The 17,411-nt window shown below is 62.7% G+C and carries 17 protein-coding genes; 13 read left to right on the forward strand and 4 right to left on the reverse strand.

Annotated features, from left to right (window positions below):
- Positions 1-27 precede the first annotated feature (27 nt).
- Complete coding sequence (locus tag ACGYLI_RS11100; RefSeq protein WP_394419222.1) at positions 28-534, forward strand: hypothetical protein; 507 nt, start codon at positions 28-30, stop codon at positions 532-534.
- Here the strand turns inward: ACGYLI_RS11100 and ACGYLI_RS11105 are convergent.
- From ACGYLI_RS11105 to ACGYLI_RS11115, 3 genes are read right to left on the reverse strand one after another with little or no spacing between them, the layout of a single operon-like run.
- The gene (locus tag ACGYLI_RS11105) at positions 531-1,079 is read right to left on the reverse strand and encodes a TadE/TadG family type IV pilus assembly protein (protein ID WP_394419223.1); all 549 of its coding nucleotides are present in this window, start codon (positions 1,077-1,079) and stop codon (positions 531-533) included. The genes ACGYLI_RS11100 and ACGYLI_RS11105 overlap by 4 nt on opposite strands.
- Positions 1,079-1,618 carry a TadE/TadG family type IV pilus assembly protein gene (locus ACGYLI_RS11110; protein ID WP_394419224.1) on the reverse strand — a complete coding sequence of 180 codons (540 nt, stop codon included), beginning with the start codon at positions 1,616-1,618 and terminating at the stop codon, positions 1,079-1,081. The genes ACGYLI_RS11105 and ACGYLI_RS11110 overlap by 1 nt, the downstream gene beginning before the upstream one ends.
- A complete protein-coding gene (locus ACGYLI_RS11115) occupies positions 1,615-3,051 on the reverse strand; it encodes a Tad domain-containing protein (RefSeq protein ID WP_248646509.1) in 1,437 nt (478 codons plus the stop codon). Before ACGYLI_RS11115 ends, ACGYLI_RS11110 begins: the two co-directional genes overlap by 4 nt.
- A gap of 340 nt (positions 3,052-3,391) precedes the next feature.
- Between ACGYLI_RS11115 and ACGYLI_RS11120 the strand changes: the two genes are divergently transcribed.
- From ACGYLI_RS11120 to ACGYLI_RS11170, 11 genes are all read left to right on the forward strand, one after another.
- Positions 3,392-4,822, forward strand: coding sequence for a Glu/Leu/Phe/Val dehydrogenase (locus ACGYLI_RS11120; protein WP_168612392.1), 1,431 nt, complete (start codon positions 3,392-3,394; stop codon positions 4,820-4,822).
- 152 nt (positions 4,823-4,974) lie between these two features.
- Complete coding sequence (locus tag ACGYLI_RS11125) at positions 4,975-6,228, forward strand: sarcosine oxidase subunit beta family protein (RefSeq protein ID WP_067264778.1); 1,254 nt, start codon at positions 4,975-4,977, stop codon at positions 6,226-6,228.
- A 12-nt stretch (positions 6,229-6,240) separates the two neighbouring features.
- Positions 6,241-6,513 carry a sarcosine oxidase subunit delta gene (locus tag ACGYLI_RS11130; protein WP_394419225.1) on the forward strand — a complete coding sequence of 91 codons (273 nt, stop codon included), beginning with the start codon at positions 6,241-6,243 and terminating at the stop codon, positions 6,511-6,513.
- Positions 6,510-9,446 (forward strand): sarcosine oxidase subunit alpha family protein, encoded by a 2,937-nt coding sequence (locus tag ACGYLI_RS11135; protein ID WP_394419226.1) that lies wholly within the window; start codon positions 6,510-6,512, stop codon positions 9,444-9,446. Before ACGYLI_RS11130 ends, ACGYLI_RS11135 begins: the two co-directional genes overlap by 4 nt.
- Positions 9,439-9,975 carry a sarcosine oxidase subunit gamma gene (locus ACGYLI_RS11140; protein ID WP_394419227.1) on the forward strand — a complete coding sequence of 179 codons (537 nt, stop codon included), beginning with the start codon at positions 9,439-9,441 and terminating at the stop codon, positions 9,973-9,975. Before ACGYLI_RS11135 ends, ACGYLI_RS11140 begins: the two co-directional genes overlap by 8 nt.
- Before the next feature lie 51 nt (positions 9,976-10,026).
- Positions 10,027-10,335: a hypothetical protein gene (locus ACGYLI_RS11145; protein ID WP_209219329.1), complete on the forward strand. Its 309-nt coding sequence runs from the start codon at positions 10,027-10,029 to the stop codon at positions 10,333-10,335.
- A 114-nt stretch (positions 10,336-10,449) separates the two neighbouring features.
- Positions 10,450-12,447 carry a DNA primase gene (dnaG, locus tag ACGYLI_RS11150; RefSeq protein ID WP_394419228.1) on the forward strand — a complete coding sequence of 666 codons (1,998 nt, stop codon included), beginning with the start codon at positions 10,450-10,452 and terminating at the stop codon, positions 12,445-12,447.
- A gap of 135 nt (positions 12,448-12,582) precedes the next feature.
- Positions 12,583-14,565 carry an RNA polymerase sigma factor RpoD gene (gene rpoD / locus ACGYLI_RS11155; RefSeq protein ID WP_394412909.1) on the forward strand — a complete coding sequence of 661 codons (1,983 nt, stop codon included), beginning with the start codon at positions 12,583-12,585 and terminating at the stop codon, positions 14,563-14,565.
- Between the two features lie 104 nt (positions 14,566-14,669).
- On the forward strand, positions 14,670-15,080 hold the full coding sequence (locus tag ACGYLI_RS11160) for a hypothetical protein (protein ID WP_168612407.1): 411 nt from the start codon (positions 14,670-14,672) through the stop codon (positions 15,078-15,080).
- A gap of 70 nt (positions 15,081-15,150) precedes the next feature.
- Entirely contained in the window at positions 15,151-15,630 is a 480-nt protein-coding gene (locus ACGYLI_RS11165) for a hypothetical protein (RefSeq protein WP_394419229.1), read from the forward strand.
- Position 15,631: 1 nt separating this feature from the next.
- A complete protein-coding gene (locus ACGYLI_RS11170) occupies positions 15,632-16,048 on the forward strand; it encodes a secondary thiamine-phosphate synthase enzyme YjbQ (protein ID WP_394419230.1) in 417 nt (138 codons plus the stop codon).
- Positions 16,049-16,066: 18 nt separating this feature from the next.
- Here the strand turns inward: ACGYLI_RS11170 and ACGYLI_RS11175 are convergent, their stop codons facing one another.
- A complete protein-coding gene (locus tag ACGYLI_RS11175; RefSeq protein WP_394419231.1) occupies positions 16,067-16,738 on the reverse strand; it encodes an SDR family oxidoreductase in 672 nt (223 codons plus the stop codon).
- 186 nt (positions 16,739-16,924) lie between these two features.
- Here ACGYLI_RS11175 and nrdR point away from each other — a divergent pair, with 186 nt between their 5' ends.
- Complete coding sequence (nrdR, locus tag ACGYLI_RS11180) at positions 16,925-17,392, forward strand: transcriptional regulator NrdR (protein WP_067264800.1); 468 nt, start codon at positions 16,925-16,927, stop codon at positions 17,390-17,392.
- The last annotated feature ends 19 nt before the right edge of the window (positions 17,393-17,411 follow it).

Consider the following 17,411-nt stretch of genomic DNA (forward strand, 5'->3'; position numbering starts at 1 on the left):
CCCCTTGCCCCTTAGAAAGCCCGGCCCATGACCGACACCTCTCAGACGATGCACAGCGGCGCGGAAACCGTGCTGGCCACGGCCAAGGCGTCACCCGCGCGGCGGGCGGTGGGGCTGTTGTCACTGGCAGGACTGGGGCTGCTGCTGATCTATTCCGCGCTGACCCGCTCGCCCGATCCGGTTTGGCAGAGCGTTCTGGTGCTGGTGGGGCTTGGTTTTATCGCGATTGCCGAGGTGATGCGCCGCGCCACCGCCAGCGCGGTGGAACTGACCGAAGAGGCGCTGCGCGATGCCGATGGCCGGGTGATCGTCCGCATGGACGAGATCGCGCGCATCGATCAGGGCGCTTTCGCCGTCAAACCCTCGAACGGTTTCCTGCTCAAGACCAACCGCCGCGTGGCGCGGGGTTGGCGCTTGGGCCTGTGGTGGAGCCTTGGCCGCCGGATCGGTGTGGGCGGCATGACCCCGGCCAATGAAACCAAGCTCATTGCCGAGATCATCCGCGCCAAACTGGCCGAGCGTGAGACCGCTTAACCGTCCGACCAGACCGTGCGCGGCGCATAGCGCGGGCGGGTGAAGACGAAGTTGTGAATGTCGCGCCGCTCCAACCCGGTTTTGAACAGCGGCTCGAAGTCGCGCCATGTCTCAACCAGCGTGACGCGTTCGTTATTGGGCATAACGGGCAGCTTGTCATGCCAATCGCGCACATCGTCGCTGGTCAAAGGCTGAACCGTTCCGCGCACTTGTGACCAATCCGCGTGGTAGCGGTCGTTCGTCTGATCATACCAGATCGAACTGACCCGAAGGGCCGTTTGCCCGGTGCCGCGGGTGAGATACTCTAAAAGCTGTTGCATCCCGCGCAGATAGTCCGCGTCAATCGCCTGCGTCTCGCGCGAGATGGCATCGCCCAGGGTGTAGGCCGCCGTCTGGTTAAGGTTGTACATCCGGAAGGTGTCAAAGGTCGAATACATCGCCAGATAGGCCCAGAACATCAGCGGCAACATGATCACCGTCTCAACGGCGATGGAGCCGTCCTCGCGCCCTTTGAACCGGGCCAGCAGATTGCGGAAAACGCGCATCAATTCGGCTCCTGTACGAAGGCCGCGCTTGAGACCATGGAAACACGGCCCGCGCCGTCTTTCTCAAGGGCATAGCCAAGGCCGGTGGTCGGAAAGAAGGGCTCAAACCGTGCGCAGGCGCGCAGCAGCATCAACTGATGCTCGACCCCAAGGGTCCAGCCGCGCACCGGTCTGGGGTCTTCGGAAGTGTCGACGCAATCGGGCGACTGGTCGAAGCTGGCGAAATTGCGCGGGTCCACGCGGATCATCTCAAGGCGCAGGGTCTCTTCGCAGTCATCCAAAAAGATCGCGGCCTCGCAGATTTTGTCCTTGATGGTCTGATGGGTCATCGGGGTATTGGTGTTCAGCCGGATGTAGCGCACCGTCATGTCGAGCCCCCGGTCAAGGAGCATGTGGCGGATAGCGTAAAAGCTCATCTCGACGGACATGAGCAGGCAGCCGAAGAGCAGGGGCGACAGGATGGCGAATTCCATCAACATGGCCGAGCCATCCTCATCGCCGCGAAACCGGCGCCATGCCTTGATGCAGCGCTGTATCATTGCGTCAGCCTCAACTGGTTGATCTGGCGGGCAATGGCCTCGAACGCGCTGACGATTTCCACCCCTTCGACGCGGAAGAAATGGCTGTCGGAGGAGGCGCAGTTCTTCATCACCGATGCGCCGTGGTCGGTCACTTCAAAGCCGATCGACCAGATTACGATGCCCTTGGCCTTGGCCGCGTCGCAGATGTTGTCGAGTAGGGTATCGGCCTGCGATGCGCTGTATTTCGTCCAGTACCAGCGGTGACGCTCGCTTGAGCGGACATTGCGGTTCAGCCACCAGTAGAAGGGGTAATCGCTCCAGTGGCGGTAATGGTCCCGGTTGGCATAGACTTGGCGGTTGATCCGGCGGGTGGTCACGTTCACCCCGTCGGTCATCAGGATCACCGTTTTCAGCGTGTCGATATCGCCGTAGTCAGCCGGGCGCCCTTGGAAAGCCGCATCGCCGCCGATGGCTTGATTGATCGCGCGGAAGGACGGGTCGAGCAGGGCCACGCCCCATTTCATACCCAGATGAATGGCGGTGTTCGCGCGGGGCTGGAAATTGGAGATCCGGGCTTTCAGCGCGGCGGCGTTCTGCGAATAGGGCGCGACTTCTTCGTAATCCTGCTTCGGGCAGCCGGGGTTGTAGATGTTGTCATAACGGCCGGTGTTGTCGCGGTGATAACCGTTCCAGCTATAGCCCGCCTCAAAGTGCTGCATATGCTCATAGCTGCGGGTCTGGCTGATGGCGGTGAGGTCAAACTCGCTGTCGTCGAAATCAACGCAATGGGAGAAGGAATGCAGCTGGGTGACGTTCAACTCATCCATGATGTCCTTCCCGACGTTGACCTGCGCAGTATAGGGCACGACGGAGATTGAGATCAGGTCCGCGTTCTCGGGCTTCAGCACGGTGTCGATGAAGGCATCGCTCGCGTCATGGAGGTTGGCCATCTTGCCGTTCTCCCGCATGGAGCCCGAGATATCGAGCACCATAGAAATCTCGACCTTGTTCACCTTTTCCTCCGCCGTGGATTTGGCAGGGACATGCAGCCGGTCTTGGCCGAATTTACTCATGAACATCGTGTTGAGCGTGCGCGAGGCATCGACGGTGACACGGCGGTAGTTCAAGCCTTCGTCGACCGTTACGCTGGATACATATTCGGCCAGCCCCGCTTTATCGAAATAGTCGCGGGCCACGGCCTCGGGGCTGAGCGTTTGGTCGAGGTCCGCCGCCGCCAGCACGGCGCGGTCGGCCACGGCTTGCACCCTTGCGCGTTCGCGCTCATGGCGCATCAGGTCCACGCCGATGCCGCCCATGAGGATCATCAGCAGGATCATCAGAATGGCAAAGACCGTGACCAGCCCGTCTTCTTCGCGCGCGAAGCGGCGCAGCAGCGCGGGCAGGGGCTGCGGGGGATTTTCCGAACTGTGAGTGCTATCGCGCATCGTCATCAACCTCTCTTCCTTTGGCGTCCTGCGGGCGCCAAAGGGAATGGGCGGCATTTGCCTTGCCCTGTTGTGCTGCGGGAAAGTGTCCAGAGTTTGGCGCGTCTGGGGCAATAGGCGGCGCTTGGGGCCGGTTTTCGGGGGCGTTTTGGACCGATTTCCACCGGGCGGGGAGGGTGGCGCGGGTTGCTCCTACCCACGGTTGATAAAGTTTCGCAAATCGCGAGGAATTGGGTCGCGCCCCGCCATGAGGCGTCCTACGGTGCGACTGCATGCCCCTAGGGCAGCCAGATGAGTCGCGCCCGCAAACAAAGGGACCGTGACCGGACAAGAAGAGGAGAGACCGATGAATCCAGCCAATGAGCCGAGTTTCCGCGACAGTGTGGACCTGATGTTCAATCGCGCGGTCGCGCTGATGGATTTGCCGCCCGGTCTCGAAGAGAAAATCCGCGTTTGCAACGCCACCTACACGGTGCGTTTCGGCGTGCGTCTGCGGGGCCGGATGCATACGTTCACCGGCTACCGTTCGGTCCATTCCGAACATATGGAGCCTGTGAAGGGCGGTATCCGCTATTCCATGGCCGTGAACCAGAACGAGGTCGAAGCGCTGGCCGCGCTGATGACCTATAAATGCGCGCTGGTAGAGGCGCCCTTTGGCGGCTCCAAAGGCGGCCTTTGCATCGATCCGCGCGACTACGATGAACATGAGCTTGAACTGATCACCCGGCGTTTCGCCTATGAGCTGATCAAACGCGACATGATCCACCCCGCGCAGAACGTGCCCGCCCCCGATATGGGCACCGGCGAGCGTGAGATGGCTTGGATCGCGGACCAGTACAAACGCATGAACACCACCGACATCAACGGTGTGGCCTGTGTCACCGGCAAGCCGATCAACGCGGGCGGCATTCAAGGCCGGACCGAGGCGACAGGCCGGGGCGTGCAGTATGCGCTGCAAGCCTTCTTCCGTGATCCCGAGGGTCTGAAGAAAGCGGGCCTTTCCGGCAAGCTCGACGGCAAGCGGGTCATCATTCAGGGTCTCGGCAACGTGGGCTATCACGCCGCCAAGTTCCTGAGCGAAGAGGATGGCGCGAAGATCACCGCGATCATTGAGCGCGACGGTGCGCTGCACAGCGAAGACGGGCTGAACGTCGAAGCCGTGCACAAGTGGATCGAAAAGCACGGCACGATCAAAGGCTATGCCGATGCGAAGTTCGAGGAGGATGGCGCCAAGTTTCTGGAAGCGGATTGCGATATCCTGATCCCCGCCGCACTTGAGGGGGTGATCAACCTCACCAATGCCGAACGTATCAAGGCGCCCCTGATCATCGAGGCCGCGAACGGTCCGGTGACCGCCGGTGCGGATGAGGTGCTGCGCAAGAAGGGCACGGTGATCGTGCCTGATATGTATGCCAACGCAGGCGGTGTGACGGTGTCTTACTTCGAGTGGGTCAAGAACCTCAGCCACATCCGCTTTGGCCGTATGCAGCGCCGCGCCGAGGAGTCGCGTCACCAACTGGTGGTGGATGAGCTTGAGCGGCTGAGCGCGGATAAGGACCTTGGCTGGACGCTGAGCCCCGACTTCAAAGAGAAGTACCTGCGCGGTGCGGGGGAGTTGGAACTGGTCCGCTCCGGTCTCGATGACACGATGCGCACGGCCTATGAGGCAATGGCACATGTCTGGCACAGCCGCGATGATGTCGATGATCTGCGCACGGCGGCCTATCTCGTCTCGATTGAAAAGGTCGCGGCGAGCTACCACGCCAAGGGGCTTTGAGGGGCACATCGCGTCTCTTGAAGTGACCGAAAAAGGGGCGTCTTGCGCCCCTTTTTGCCGCCTGGGGGCGTAGGGGCCGGGGGAAGCGTTTTCGGTCATTGATACTTCCGCCCCAAGTTGCTTGACTGCGCCAAGACCGGGGGAGGCGAATGATGCGATTTTCAGGACTGCGGGTGTTGCGCGAAGGCTTGACCGGCAATCGGGGTTGGACGGCGCAATGGCGCGATCCAGAGCCGCAGGCGGAATATGACGCGGTGATCATCGGCGGTGGCGGGCATGGGCTGAGCACGGCCTATTACCTTGCCAAGAACCACGGCATGACGAATATCGCGGTGCTCGAAAAAGGCTACCTTGGCGGGGGCAACGTCGGGCGCAACACGACCGTCGTGCGCGGCAATTACTTTCTGCCCGGCAATTCCGAGTTCTACAGCCATTCGCTGAAACTCTGGGAGGGGCTGTCGGAAGAGTTGAACTATAACGTGATGTTCAGCCAGCGCGGCGTGATCACCCTGTTCCACTCCGACGCGCAGCGCGATGCTTCGGCCCGGCGCGGCAATGCGATGATCAACCAAGGCGACGATGCGGAACTGCTCGACCGCGACGGCCTGCGCAAACTGCTGCCCTATCTGGACTATGACAACGGGCGCTTTCCGATCCACGGCGGGTTGCTGCACCGACGCGGCGGCACCGCTCGCCATGATGCGGTGGCTTGGGGCTATGCCCGCGGCGCGGACCAGCGCGGTGTCGATCTGATCCAGCAATGCGAAGTCACCGGCATCGACATCGAGAACGGCCGCGTGCGCGGCGTGCAGACCACGCGCGGGGCGATCCGGGCCAAGAAGGTGGCGATCGTCACGGCTGGGCGCTCAGGCCAAGTCGCCGCCATGGCGGGGATGCGCCTGCCGATCGAGAGCCATGTTTTGCAGGCTTTCGTCTCCGAAGGGTTAAAGCCCGTGATCGACCATGTGATCAGCTTTGGCATGGGGCATTTCTATATCAGCCAGTCCGACAAGGGCGGGTTGGTCTTTGGCGGCGATCTGGATTTCTATGCCTCCTACGCGCAGCGCGGCAATCTGCCGATGATGGAACATGTGATGGAGGCGGGGATGACCCTGATGCCGATGATCGGCAAGGCCCGCGTGCTGCGCTCTTGGGGTGGGATCATGGACATGACACCCGATGGCAGCCCGATCATCGACAAGACCGAGACCGAGGGTTTGTTCGTCGACTGCGGCTGGTGCTACGGCGGCTTCAAGGCGGTGCCCGCCTCGGGCTATGCGCTGGCGCATCTGATGGCCACCGGACAGCCCCATGAGACGGCGGCGGGCTTCAGGCTCGACCGGTTCCGTTCGGGCGAAGGTTTGATGGATGAAGAGGCCACCGGGTCTCAGCACAACTTGCACTGAGGGAGGGCCAATATGCGGATCGAATGCCCCATCTGCGGCAGCCGGGATCGGCGAGAGTTCTATTATCGCGGCGATGCCATCGCCTTGGCCCGGCCTGCGCCCGATGCCTCGGATGAGGACTGGGACGCCTATCTGCATCTGCGCGACAACCCGGCGGGAGAGACCCGCGAGCTGTGGCAGCATGAGACCGGCTGCGGCGCGTGGCTCGTCGTCACCCGCGATACGGTGACCCATGCGGTGCACGCCGTGGAACTGGCGTCGGATGTGAAAAGGGCCATGGCATGAGGATTGCAGGGCGCGGATTGATCGACCGGGACAAGCCGGTCAGCTTTACCTTCGACGGGCGGCGCTATGGCGGGTTTGCGGGCGATACGGTCGCCTCGGCCATGCTGGCGAATGGGCAGCGGCTGATGGGGCGGTCGTTCAAATACCACCGCCCGCGCGGGGTGCTCAGCGCGGGCAGCGAAGAGCCGAACGCGTTGGTGACCACCAGCGTCGGCCCCGCCTCGGATCCCAACGTCCGCGCCACGACGCAGGAGATTTACGAAGGGCTGGCGGTGCGCAGCCAGAACGCTTGGCCGAGCCTCGATCTCGACCTCATGGCGGTGAACGATCTGGCGTCGCCGTTTCTGGGGGCGGGGTTCTATTACAAGACCTTCATGTGGCCGCGCAATTTTTGGCGGCGCGTCTATGAGCCGGTGATCCGCCGCGCCGCGGGTCTGGGGCGGCTGAGCGGCCAGCCCAATGCGGACGCCTATGAGAAAGCCTATGCCTTTTGCGATCTCTTGGTGATCGGTGCAGGCCCGACGGGTTTGATGGCGGCGCTGGTGGCGGCGCGGGCGGGGGCGGATGTGATCCTCGCCGACGAAGATGCGCTGATGGGCGGGCGGCTGAATGCTGAGAGTGAGCGTGTCGATGGTGAGCCGGGTCATGTCTGGGCAGCAGGCTTGGTGGCGGAACTCGCGGCAATGGACAACGTCCGCCTGATGCCCCGCACGACGGTGACCGGGGCCTATGACGGCGGCATGTTCGGCGCGCTCGAACGGGTCAACCAACACCGCGCGCGGCGGGGCGAGGGCGCACCGCTTGAGTGTTTCTGGCGCATCGCAGCCAAGCAATCCATCCTCGCGGCAGGCGCGTTGGAGCGCCCCGTGGCCTTCGCCAACAACGACCGCCCGGGCATCATGACCGCGGGCGCGGTGCGGGCCTATCTCAACCGCTGGGGCGTGGCCCCGGGCAAGCAGGTCGCGGTCTTTGGCAATAACGACGACGCCCACCGCACCGCGCGCGATCTGGCGGCAGCAGGTGTGCATGTGGCCGCGCTGATCGACAGCCGCGAGGGCGTCAGCCACGATGGCGCGGATTTCCCGGTGCTGAGCGGGGCGGTGGTCTGCAATACTTCGGGCGGCAAGGAGTTGGAGGCGGTGTCGATCCGCACCGCCGGGGGCGTGCATAAGATACAGGCCGACTGTCTGGCCATGTCGGGCGGTTGGAACCCCTCGCTGCATCTCACTTGTCATATGAACGGGCGACCGACATGGTCGCCGGAGATCCACGCCTTTGTGCCCACCCCCGGCGCGGTGCCGGGAATGCATGTGGCGGGAGCCTGTAACGGCAGCTTCTCGACCCACGGCTGCCTTGCGGCGGGTGTGGCAGCGGCAGGGGACGCGTTGGCGGCTTTGGGCCGCAAGCCGGAGCCCATCGATCTGCCGCAGGCCAATGACGCGCCCTACCGCCTTGCCCCGCTTTGGGCGGTGCCGGGCAAGGGCCGGGCGTGGCTGGATTTTCAGAACGATGTCTGCGTGAAGGATGTGCAGCAGGCGGCGGCAGAGAGCTTCCCCTCGGTCGAGCATATGAAGCGCTACACGACCCAAGGCATGGCCCCCGATCAGGGCAAGAACTCCAACGTGGCGGCGCTGGCGGTGCTGGCAGATGCCACCGGGCGCGGCATTGCCGAGACGGGCACGACCACCTTCCGCCCGCCCTATACCCCGGTCGCGATTGCAGCGATGGGCGCGGGTGGGCAGGGCAAGGGCTTTGCGCCCGAACGGCTGACCACCAGCCACGCGGCCAGCCTTGCCATGAACGCCCCGATGGTGGAGGCGGGGCTATGGTATCGCCCCAGCTATTTCCCGCGCGGGCAGGAGCGCAACTGGCGTCAGTCCTGCGACCGCGAGGTCGGGTTTGTCCGCAAGACGGTGGGCATCTGTGATGTCTCGACCCTAGGCAAGATCGACATTCAGGGGCCGGATGCGACCAAGCTGCTCGATCTGGTTTACACGAACAAGTTCAGCACCTTGAAGGTCGGTAAGGTGCGCTATGGTCTGATGCTGCGCGAGGATGGTTTCGTCATGGACGATGGCACCTGCGCGCGCTTGGGCGAGACGCATTACCTGATGACCACCACCACCGGCGCTGCCGGTGAGGTGATGCGCCATTTGGAATTCGTCACGCAATGCCTGCACCCCGAATGGCAGGTGCATCTGTCTTCGGTCACCGAACAATGGGCGCAATTCGCCGTGGCAGGGCCGAAGTCTCGTAAATTGCTGAACGGGCTGCTGAAGCAGCCGATCGACAATGACAGCTTCCCCTTCATGGCCTGTGGTGACGTGTGGCTCGGCGGGGTCGCGGCGCGGCTGTTCCGCATCTCCTTCTCGGGCGAACATGCCTATGAGATCGCCGTGCCCGCGCGCTATGGAGCGGCGCTGTTCGACCTGCTGGTCGCGCGGGCCGAGGCGTTGGAGGGCGGCGCCTATGGGATGGAGGCGCTCAACGTGCTGCGGTTGGAAAAGGGCCATATCACCCATGCAGAGATCGACGGCCGCGCCACGGCAGAGGATATCGGCTTGGGGCGGATGCTGTCGGATGCCAAGGATTGCATCGGTAAGACCATGTCCGAACGCCCCGGCCTGCGCGACCCGAACCGCGCGCAACTGGTCGGGCTGCGGCCCGTCGGCGCGGTGAAACAACTCACGGCAGGGGCGTTTCTGTTCGAGGCCGGGGCCGAGGCCAGCCGCGAGAATGCGCAGGGGCATACAACCTCGGTCGGATTTTCACCGGATGTCGGCACCTTTATCGGGCTGGGCTTCGTCACCCGGGGCCGCGCCCGGCATGGGGAGGTGATGCGCATGGTCGACCATCTGCGCCAAATCGAGGCGGAGGTGGAGATCTGCGCCCCGGTCTTTTCGGACCCGGAAGGAGGGCGCACCCGTGGTTGAATTGAAAGCGCAAACGCCGTTCGGTGATCTGCTCCCGCTGCACATCGGTGACATGACGGTGGCGGCCCGCGATCTGGGCCAGTTGACCGTGCTGGGTGTGTTCGATCCGGCTGGCCTGTCGGACGCGCTGGAGGCCGCTCATGGGGTTGCCCTGCCGGAGCCGCTTCAGAGCACCGCCGAGGACGATGTCCAATGCCTGTGGTTTGGCCGGGAAGAGGCGTTGCTTGTCGGGCCTGCGCCGGATGAGGCGCTTGCGAAACATGCAGCCCTTGTCGACGTCTCGGACGGATGGGCGGTGGCGGAGTTGCAGGGGCCGGGGGCCGAGGGTGTGCTGGCGCGACTGGCCCCGGTGGACCTGCGCGCGGCGGCGTTCAAACCCGGTCAGACCCTGCGCAGCCCCCTGCGCGAAATGCCCGCCGCGATCACCCGCACGGACAATGGCTTTTTGTTGATGGTCTATCGGTCGATGTCCGCCACTTTGGTGCAGGAGTTGCGCCGCGCTATGGAAGCGGTGGCATCGCGGCGCTAGGTTGTCCCGCAGGGGCCCGTATCCCCGTTTGGCAAACAACGGAGCATAGACATGAACAAAACGATTTTCGCCGCATTGGCCGCGATCAGCATGGCGGTCTCGGGCCCGGCGCTGGCGGCCTCGAAGAAAGAGACGAGCTGCATGCATCAGGCCGCCGTGGTCGCCGCCGTGCAGCAGGCCCGCCTCGACCGCGTAAAAGAGCGCCAAGTCCCCGCCGCCGTGAAGGCCAAGGCGACATGGCCCGAGAGCTTTAACACCGCGATTCCGCTGGTGACCCCTTGGGTCTACGAGATGAAAATGCGCGACGTGAAAAAGAACGATCTCGCCGCCGCTTGGAAAGAAATGTGCCTCGCCCAATAGGCTGACCAACGCCGTGCCGGGCAGGGGGCGCTGCCCGGCAAAAGGGGTGTTTTACCGCCCGCTGCCGCTCTGCCTCCTCTGGACTCTGAACTGCCCCAGCCGGTATATGAAGCCATGAGCCTGCCCCCCGGATTTTTGGAAGAACTGCGTGACCGCGCTAGCCTGTCTCAGGTGGTGGGGCGCAAGGTTGTTTGGGACAACCGAAAGTCCAATCAGGGCAAGGGCGACATGTGGGCGCCATGCCCCTTCCATCAGGAAAAATCCGCCAGCTTTCATGTCGATGATCGCAAGGGGTTTTACTACTGCTTTGGCTGTCACGCGAAGGGCGACGCGATCTCATTCGTACGCGAGACCGAGAATGTGAGCTTCATGGAGGCGGTGGAAATCATCGCCCGCGAAGTCGGCATGCCGATCCCCAAGCAAGACCCCCGCGCGCAGGCCAAGGCCGACAAACGCACGCAACTGGCCGAGGTGATGGAGCAGGCGGTGCAGTGGTTTCGCCTGCAACTGCGCACCGGGGCTGCGGGGGCGGCGCGCGACTATCTGGCCAAGCGCGGGTTGTCGGAACAGGCGCAGGCGCATTGGGAGATTGGCTTTGCGCCGAACAGTTGGCAGGGTCTATGGGATGCGCTCAAGTCAAAGGGTGTGGCGGATGAGTTGATCCTCGGCGCGGGGCTGGCGAAACCCTCCTCCAAGGGCGGCAAGCCCTATGACACGTTCCGGGGGCGCATCATGTTCCCGATCCGCGATGCGCGGGGCCGGGCGATTGCCTTTGGTGGCCGCGCGATGGACCCGGAGGATAAGGCGAAATACCTCAACTCGCCCGAGACCGAACTCTTTGACAAGGGCCGCAGCCTTTACAACGTCAAACACGCCCGCGCCGCCGCAGGGCGGGGGCAGCCGCTGATCGTGGCCGAAGGCTATATGGATGTGATCGCCCTGCATGGGGCGGGGTTCGAAGGGGCGGTGGCCCCCTTGGGCACCGCCATCACCGAGAACCAATTGCAAATGCTGTGGCGGATCGCGCCTGAGCCGATCATCACGCTGGATGGCGATGCGGCGGGCCAACGCGCGGCGTTGCGCCTGATCGATCTGGCGCTACCGCGGTTGGAGGCCGGGCAGAGCCTGCGTTTCGCGGTCATGCCCGAGGGACAGGACCCCGACGATCTGCTGCGCGCGCAGGGGGCCGGGGCCTTGCAAAAGCTCTTGGACAATGCCCTGCCCATGGTGCGCCTGCTGTGGCAGCGTGAGACCGAGGGCAAGGTTTTCGACAGCCCTGAACGCAAGGCCGCGCTGGATAAAAGCCTGCGCGAAAAGATCAAACTAATCCGCGACCCGTCGATCCGCAGCCATTATGGGCAAGAGATCAAGGACCTGCGGTGGGAGCTGTTCCGCCCGCAGAAGAAACGGCCCGAATTCCGCCCCGTCGGGGGCAAAGCGCCGGGCAAGGGCAAAGGCGGCAAGGGCGCTGCATGGGGCGCGCCGCCGCTGGCCCCGCTGGCCAGCACCAAAGCCTCCGCCCTCGTGGCGATGAGCGATGAGCAGGTGGGCATGCATCTGCGCGAGGCGGTGATCCTTGTGGCCCTCGTCGATTGCCCGCAGTTGATCGAGACCTTCGAGACCGGGTTGGAGGCGATGCGCTGCGATGATCCCGATCACGCGCGGCTGCGCGATCTGCTGCTGCGCTTTGGCCATGCGGGCGAAGAGACGCTGCGCGAGGAGATTTCCTACTCCCTCGGCTGGGAGACACTTGAAAATATGAAGGGGCAACGCCACGTTGCCATCACGCCCTGCATCCGCAATCCTGGCAATGTGGACATGACCCGCCTGACCGTGGCCGAGGAACTGGCCAAACTGGATGCTGCCCGTGGGCTGAACGAAGAGATCGCCGAAGCCGTCGAAGACCTCAGCGGCCCGGCGGATGAGGGGGTCACCTGGCGTTTGAGCGAAGCGGCCCGTGCTGCCGATCTTGCCCGCCGCAGCGCACAGGAAGAAAGCAACGGGGAATTCGACGTGGGCGACAACGGCATGACGATGGACCGCGATGAGCGCAGCGCATTGGACGCGCTGTTGGGAACGATTAAATATGACAAGTCAAAGGGCCGCGGATGAGCATCGGCGTGGCCCATTTGCAGGACTTTTTGAAAATGCTGGGCAACGGGTTTAAGAATCACCCATAACCCCGCATGATTCGGAAAACCGAATCGTCTGCGGATGATTCGCGCTGACGCGCTGAAGGAGCATGAGATGGCTGCCAAAGATACGAATGACGACGCAAAGAGCAACGATTCAGAGGCCGGCCACTCGCTCGACATGAGCCAAGCCGCCGTGAAGAAGATGATCGGTGAGGCCCGCGAGAAGGGCTATATCACCTATGATCAGCTCAACACGGTGCTGCCGCCCGATCAGGTCAGCTCGGAACAGATCGAAGATGTGATGTCGATGCTCTCGGAAATGGGCATCAACATCATTGAAGACGAGGAAGCCGAAGAGGAAGAGAACAAAGGCTCGACCGAGGTTGCGACCACTGAGTCCAACCGCGACGTGGCGCTGTCTTCGGGCACCTCCGAGAAGCTCGACCGCACCGATGACCCGGTGCGCATGTACCTGCGCGAGATGGGCAGTGTCGAACTGCTGAGCCGCGAGGGCGAGATCGCCATCGCCAAGCGCATCGAGGCTGGCCGCAACACGATGATCGCCGGGCTTTGCGAAAGCCCGCTGACCTTCCAGGCCATCACCATCTGGCGTGACGAACTTCTCTCCGAAGACATTCTGCTGCGCGATGTGATCGACCTTGAAGCCACCTTTGGCACGCAGATGGGCGATGAGGAGGAGACCTCTCCGGTCGTCGCCCCCGCCGCCGGGGCCGAGAGCAAGACCGAAGAGTCCAAGCCAGAATATGACGCCGACGGCAATCCGATCTCGTCGGATGACGACGACGACGAGGACGAACAGGCCAACATGAGCCTTGCGGCCATGGAAGCGGCGCTGAAACCGCAGGTTCTGGAAGCGCTCGACATCATCGCGGATGACTATGAAAAGCTCAGCGCGATGCAGGACAGCCGGATTTCGGCCACGCTGAACGAAGACGGCTCTTTCACCAAGGAACAGGAAGAGACCTATCAGAAGCTGCGGTCGGAAATCGTGCTTTTGGTGAACGACCTGCACCTGCACAACAACCGTATCGAAGCGCTGATCGACCAGCTTTACGGCATCAACCGCCGCATCATGCAGATCGACAGCGCCATGGTGAAGCTCGCCGATCAGGCGCGCATCAACCGCAAGGAATTCGTCGACAACTACCGCGGCTATGAGCTTGATCCCAACTGGATGGAGCGGATGGCCGAGAAGTCCGGTCGTGGCTGGCAGATGTTCATCGAACGCTCCTCCGAAAAGGTCGAAGAACTGCGTGCCGACATGGCGCAGGTTGGCCAATATGTCGGTCTGGATATCTCGGAATTCCGCCGCATCGTGCAGCAGGTCCAGAAGGGTGAGAAAGAAGCCCGTCAGGCCAAGAAGGAAATGGTCGAGGCGAACCTGCGTCTCGTGATCTCCATTGCCAAGAAATACACCAACCGTGGCCTGCAATTCCTTGATCTTATTCAGGAAGGCAACATCGGCCTGATGAAGGCCGTCGATAAGTTCGAGTATCGCCGCGGCTACAAGTTCTCCACCTACGCGACATGGTGGATCCGTCAGGCGATCACCCGTTCGATTGCTGACCAAGCCCGCACCATCCGCATTCCGGTGCATATGATCGAGACGATCAACAAACTGGTCCGGACCGGGCGCCAGATGCTGCACGAGATTGGCCGCGAGCCGACGCCGGAGGAACTGGCCGAGAAACTGCAAATGCCGCTCGAGAAGGTCCGCAAGGTGATGAAGATCGCCAAGGAGCCGATCAGCCTTGAGACGCCCATCGGCGACGAGGAAGACAGCCAGCTGGGTGACTTCATTGAGGACAAGAATGCCGTGCTGCCGCTCGACAGTGCCATTCAGGAAAACCTCAAGGAGACCACGACGCGGGTGCTGTCCTCGCTCACGCCCCGGGAGGAACGTGTGCTGCGGATGCGTTTCGGCATTGGCATGAACACCGACCACACGCTCGAAGAGGTCGGCCAGCAATTCTCGGTCACGCGCGAACGTATTCGCCAGATCGAGGCCAAGGCGCTGCGCAAGCTGAAACATCCCAGCCGCTCGCGCAAGCTGCGCAGCTTTCTGGACCAATAAACCAAAACGCGGCCCCGGTGGCCGCGTTTTCTTTTGCGGGGCGGGTCTTTGACCTGCCGCCCGCGCCGCTTACATCAAGGGGGTATCCCAAGAAGGTTCCCATGATGCGCAAAACTGTCCTTACCCTTCTTTGTCTTATGCTGCCGCTGCAAGCCGCCGCACAGGCCTACCGGGCCGAGAACCGGCTGATCGTCGTGCCCCTCACCGCGCAGGAGTTCGAGGTGATCGAAGACCACGGCGCGGGCGCGCGTCACATCTGGTGCGCTGCGGCAGAGTTTGCGCAGGACGTGCTGGGCCTTCCGCGCGGGGAGCGGCTTTATATCAAAACCCCCCGCGGCCCGTCGGTGAGCGGTGTGGGCCGTACCGGCGTCGTTTACACCACCAACCCTGAGCGGGTGAGCGGCGACAGGGGGCAGTCCTATTCCGTCACGATCAACCGCGCGGGAGAGAACTTGCCCAGCCACCATGCCCGGCAGTTCTGTCTGGATCGCATAATTGAGTTACGGGATTTCTGAACCGGGGAAGCCGTTGTTTTCACGCGGTGGCAGGCTTATTCTGCGGGTATTATTACGACGGATTTTTCTCATGCGTTTTCTGCTCGCCAGCTTGTTTCTGACCCTCGGCATCAGCCAAGCCCATGCCCACTGCCACCAGCGCAGCGCCACGGTTCTAACCTGCACGATTGACCAAGGGGCAAAGCAGTTGGAGGTCTGCCTCGACGGGGAAGAGGTGATCTACCGCTTCGGCCCGGCTGACGCGCCCGGTCTGACCCTGATCGCTCCGATTACGGAGGTGGCGCATCAGCCTTGGCCGGGCATAGGTCGCGCCATTTGGGAGAGTACGACCTTCCGGAATGGCGATTTTACCTATCAGGTCTATGGCTCTTTCGACAAACTCGATCAGATCAGCGATGGCGGGGTAACGGTGCGCGAGAATGGGCGCGAGATCGCCTCGCTTTCCTGCGACAGGGGGTCAGCGGAACTGGGCCTCTTCGCGATAAGCGACGCGAAGGAGGCGGCGGGCCAGTGTTGGGACATCGACGCGCAGCGGTGGGGAGGTTGCTGAAATGCAGACAGCCTTTACCATTCAAACCCGCGGTCAGGCGCTCTACGAGTTCACGGATGACGTGGCCCGATGGCTTGCGGGGCAGAGGGATGGGTTGCTAACGCTACTGGTCCGACACACCTCGGCATCGCTGCTGATCCAAGAGAACGCGGACCCGGACGTGCAGCGCGATCTCTTGGCCTATTTCGCGCGGCTGGTGCCGCCTGCAAATGCGCCGGAAATGCGCTATCTCACGCATCTGCTGGAAGGGCCGGATGACATGCCCGCGCATATCAAAGCCTCAGTCCTGCCGGTGAGCCTTAGCATCCCCGTCGCGCGGGGCCAAATGATGTTGGGCACATGGCAGGGCATCTATCTGTTCGAGCACCGCGACGCCCCGCATCAGCGGCGCATCGCGGCACATTTCCGGCCCGACTGACGCCGGACCGGGCAGGGGTCACCCTGTCGGCATCAGGTGAATTTCCCGCACCGCCGCGCGCGCGGGCGCTTCAAGCGCATGCATCACTGCATCTGCCACGTCCTCAGGTTGAAGTTTGTCGGGCTTGGCCTCATCGAAAAAGGCGGTGTCGACCATGCCGGGTGAGACCACCATGCAGCGGCCACCCCATTCGGCCATCTCATCCGCCAGATTGCCCGCGTAGCCGTGGATAAACCACTTGGTCGCCCCGTAGATCGACCCTTGGATATGACGCCGCCCGGCAGCAGAACCGGTCACGATATATTGCCCCGTGGTCTTGCGCAGATGCGGCATGGCGGCATGGGCGGTATAAAGCGCGCCCATGATGTTAAGATCGACCATCGCTTTCCAATCCTGCGGGTCGCCATTCTCCGTCCCCGGCGGACTGGTGCCGCGCCCGGCGTTGGCGAAGGCAGCGTCAACCTGTCCGAAGTGGTCGGCCAGTTTGTCGATCGCTTGTCTCTGTGCGTCGTAATCTGTGGCGTCGCCCACCAGCACCAACGCCTGATCGCCGATCTCATCAGCGAGGGCGTTCAATTTCTCTTCGCTCCGGGCAAAGAGGCCGATGTTCCAGCCCGCTTTCGCGGCGGCGCGGGCGGTGGCGGCGCCGATCCCGCTGGAGGCGCCGGTCAGGAAAAGTGTCTTGGTCATGGTATGCTCCGTTTATAGCCTTCGCTGACCAACGCAGGGGCATGGCGTTGGGTCCATGACACATTTTTGAACGCAAGATATAGCTGTGGAAATCTTCTCTACCCAAAACCTCGCGGCTCCCCTATAAGTTTTGACAAGAGGGCCGCGCGCCCCACAAGTGAGGCAGGATGAAGAGGGGGACGGCCGATGCGCTGCCCGTTTTGCGGAAATATCGACACCCAAGTGAAAGACAGCCGCCCGGCCGAGGATCACGTCTCGATCCGGCGCAGACGGTTCTGCCCGGCCTGTGGGGGCCGCTTCACCACCTATGAGCGAGTGCAACTGCGCGATCTTGTGGTGATCAAGACATCCGGCAAACGCGAAGATTTCGACCGCGACAAGCTGGAACGCTCGATCCGTATCTCCATGCAGAAACGCCCCATTGATCCCGAACGTATCGATCAGATGATCTCGGGCATCGTGCGCCGGTTGGAAAGCATGGGTGAGACCGACATCAGCTCGAAACATATCGGTGAGATCGTGATGGAGGCGCTGGCCCGGATCGATACTGTGGCCTATGTGCGTTTCGCCTCTGTCTACAAGAACTTCCAAGCCGCGGACGATTTCGACAAATTCGTTCAGGAACTGCGGCCCGACGCCCTGCCGGAAGAGTGACCGGCGAGCGGGTGAGCGA

Origin of the sequence: Sulfitobacter sp. 1A13421, assembly GCF_043557285.1 — a bacterium.
Lineage (GTDB): Bacteria > Pseudomonadota > Alphaproteobacteria > Rhodobacterales > Rhodobacteraceae > Sulfitobacter > Sulfitobacter faviae.

Excerpts from the sequence above, each read along its gene's own strand:
- ACGYLI_RS11125 (WP_067264778.1), top strand. The coding sequence starts at position 4,975 with ATGCGATTTTCAGGACTGCGGGTGTTGCGCGAAGGCTTGACCGGCAAT.
- dnaG (WP_394419228.1), top strand. The coding sequence starts at position 10,450 with ATGAGCCTGCCCCCCGGATTTTTGGAAGAACTGCGTGACCGCGCTAGC.
- rpoD (WP_394412909.1), top strand. The coding sequence starts at position 12,583 with ATGGCTGCCAAAGATACGAATGACGACGCAAAGAGCAACGATTCAGAG.
- nrdR (WP_067264800.1), top strand. The coding sequence starts at position 16,925 with ATGCGCTGCCCGTTTTGCGGAAATATCGACACCCAAGTGAAAGACAGC.
- ACGYLI_RS11175 (WP_394419231.1), bottom strand. The coding sequence starts at position 16,738 with ATGACCAAGACACTTTTCCTGACCGGCGCCTCCAGCGGGATCGGCGCC.
- ACGYLI_RS11145 (WP_209219329.1), top strand. The coding sequence starts at position 10,027 with ATGAACAAAACGATTTTCGCCGCATTGGCCGCGATCAGCATGGCGGTC.
- ACGYLI_RS11100 (WP_394419222.1), top strand. The coding sequence starts at position 28 with ATGACCGACACCTCTCAGACGATGCACAGCGGCGCGGAAACCGTGCTG.
- ACGYLI_RS11105 (WP_394419223.1), bottom strand. The coding sequence starts at position 1,079 with ATGCGCGTTTTCCGCAATCTGCTGGCCCGGTTCAAAGGGCGCGAGGAC.
- ACGYLI_RS11170 (WP_394419230.1), top strand. The coding sequence starts at position 15,632 with ATGCAGACAGCCTTTACCATTCAAACCCGCGGTCAGGCGCTCTACGAG.
- ACGYLI_RS11135 (WP_394419226.1), top strand. The coding sequence starts at position 6,510 with ATGAGGATTGCAGGGCGCGGATTGATCGACCGGGACAAGCCGGTCAGC.
- ACGYLI_RS11160 (WP_168612407.1), top strand. The coding sequence starts at position 14,670 with ATGCGCAAAACTGTCCTTACCCTTCTTTGTCTTATGCTGCCGCTGCAA.
- ACGYLI_RS11165 (WP_394419229.1), top strand. The coding sequence starts at position 15,151 with ATGCGTTTTCTGCTCGCCAGCTTGTTTCTGACCCTCGGCATCAGCCAA.
- ACGYLI_RS11120 (WP_168612392.1), top strand. The coding sequence starts at position 3,392 with ATGAATCCAGCCAATGAGCCGAGTTTCCGCGACAGTGTGGACCTGATG.
- ACGYLI_RS11130 (WP_394419225.1), top strand. The coding sequence starts at position 6,241 with ATGCGGATCGAATGCCCCATCTGCGGCAGCCGGGATCGGCGAGAGTTC.
- ACGYLI_RS11115 (WP_248646509.1), bottom strand. The coding sequence starts at position 3,051 with ATGACGATGCGCGATAGCACTCACAGTTCGGAAAATCCCCCGCAGCCC.
- ACGYLI_RS11110 (WP_394419224.1), bottom strand. The coding sequence starts at position 1,618 with ATGATACAGCGCTGCATCAAGGCATGGCGCCGGTTTCGCGGCGATGAG.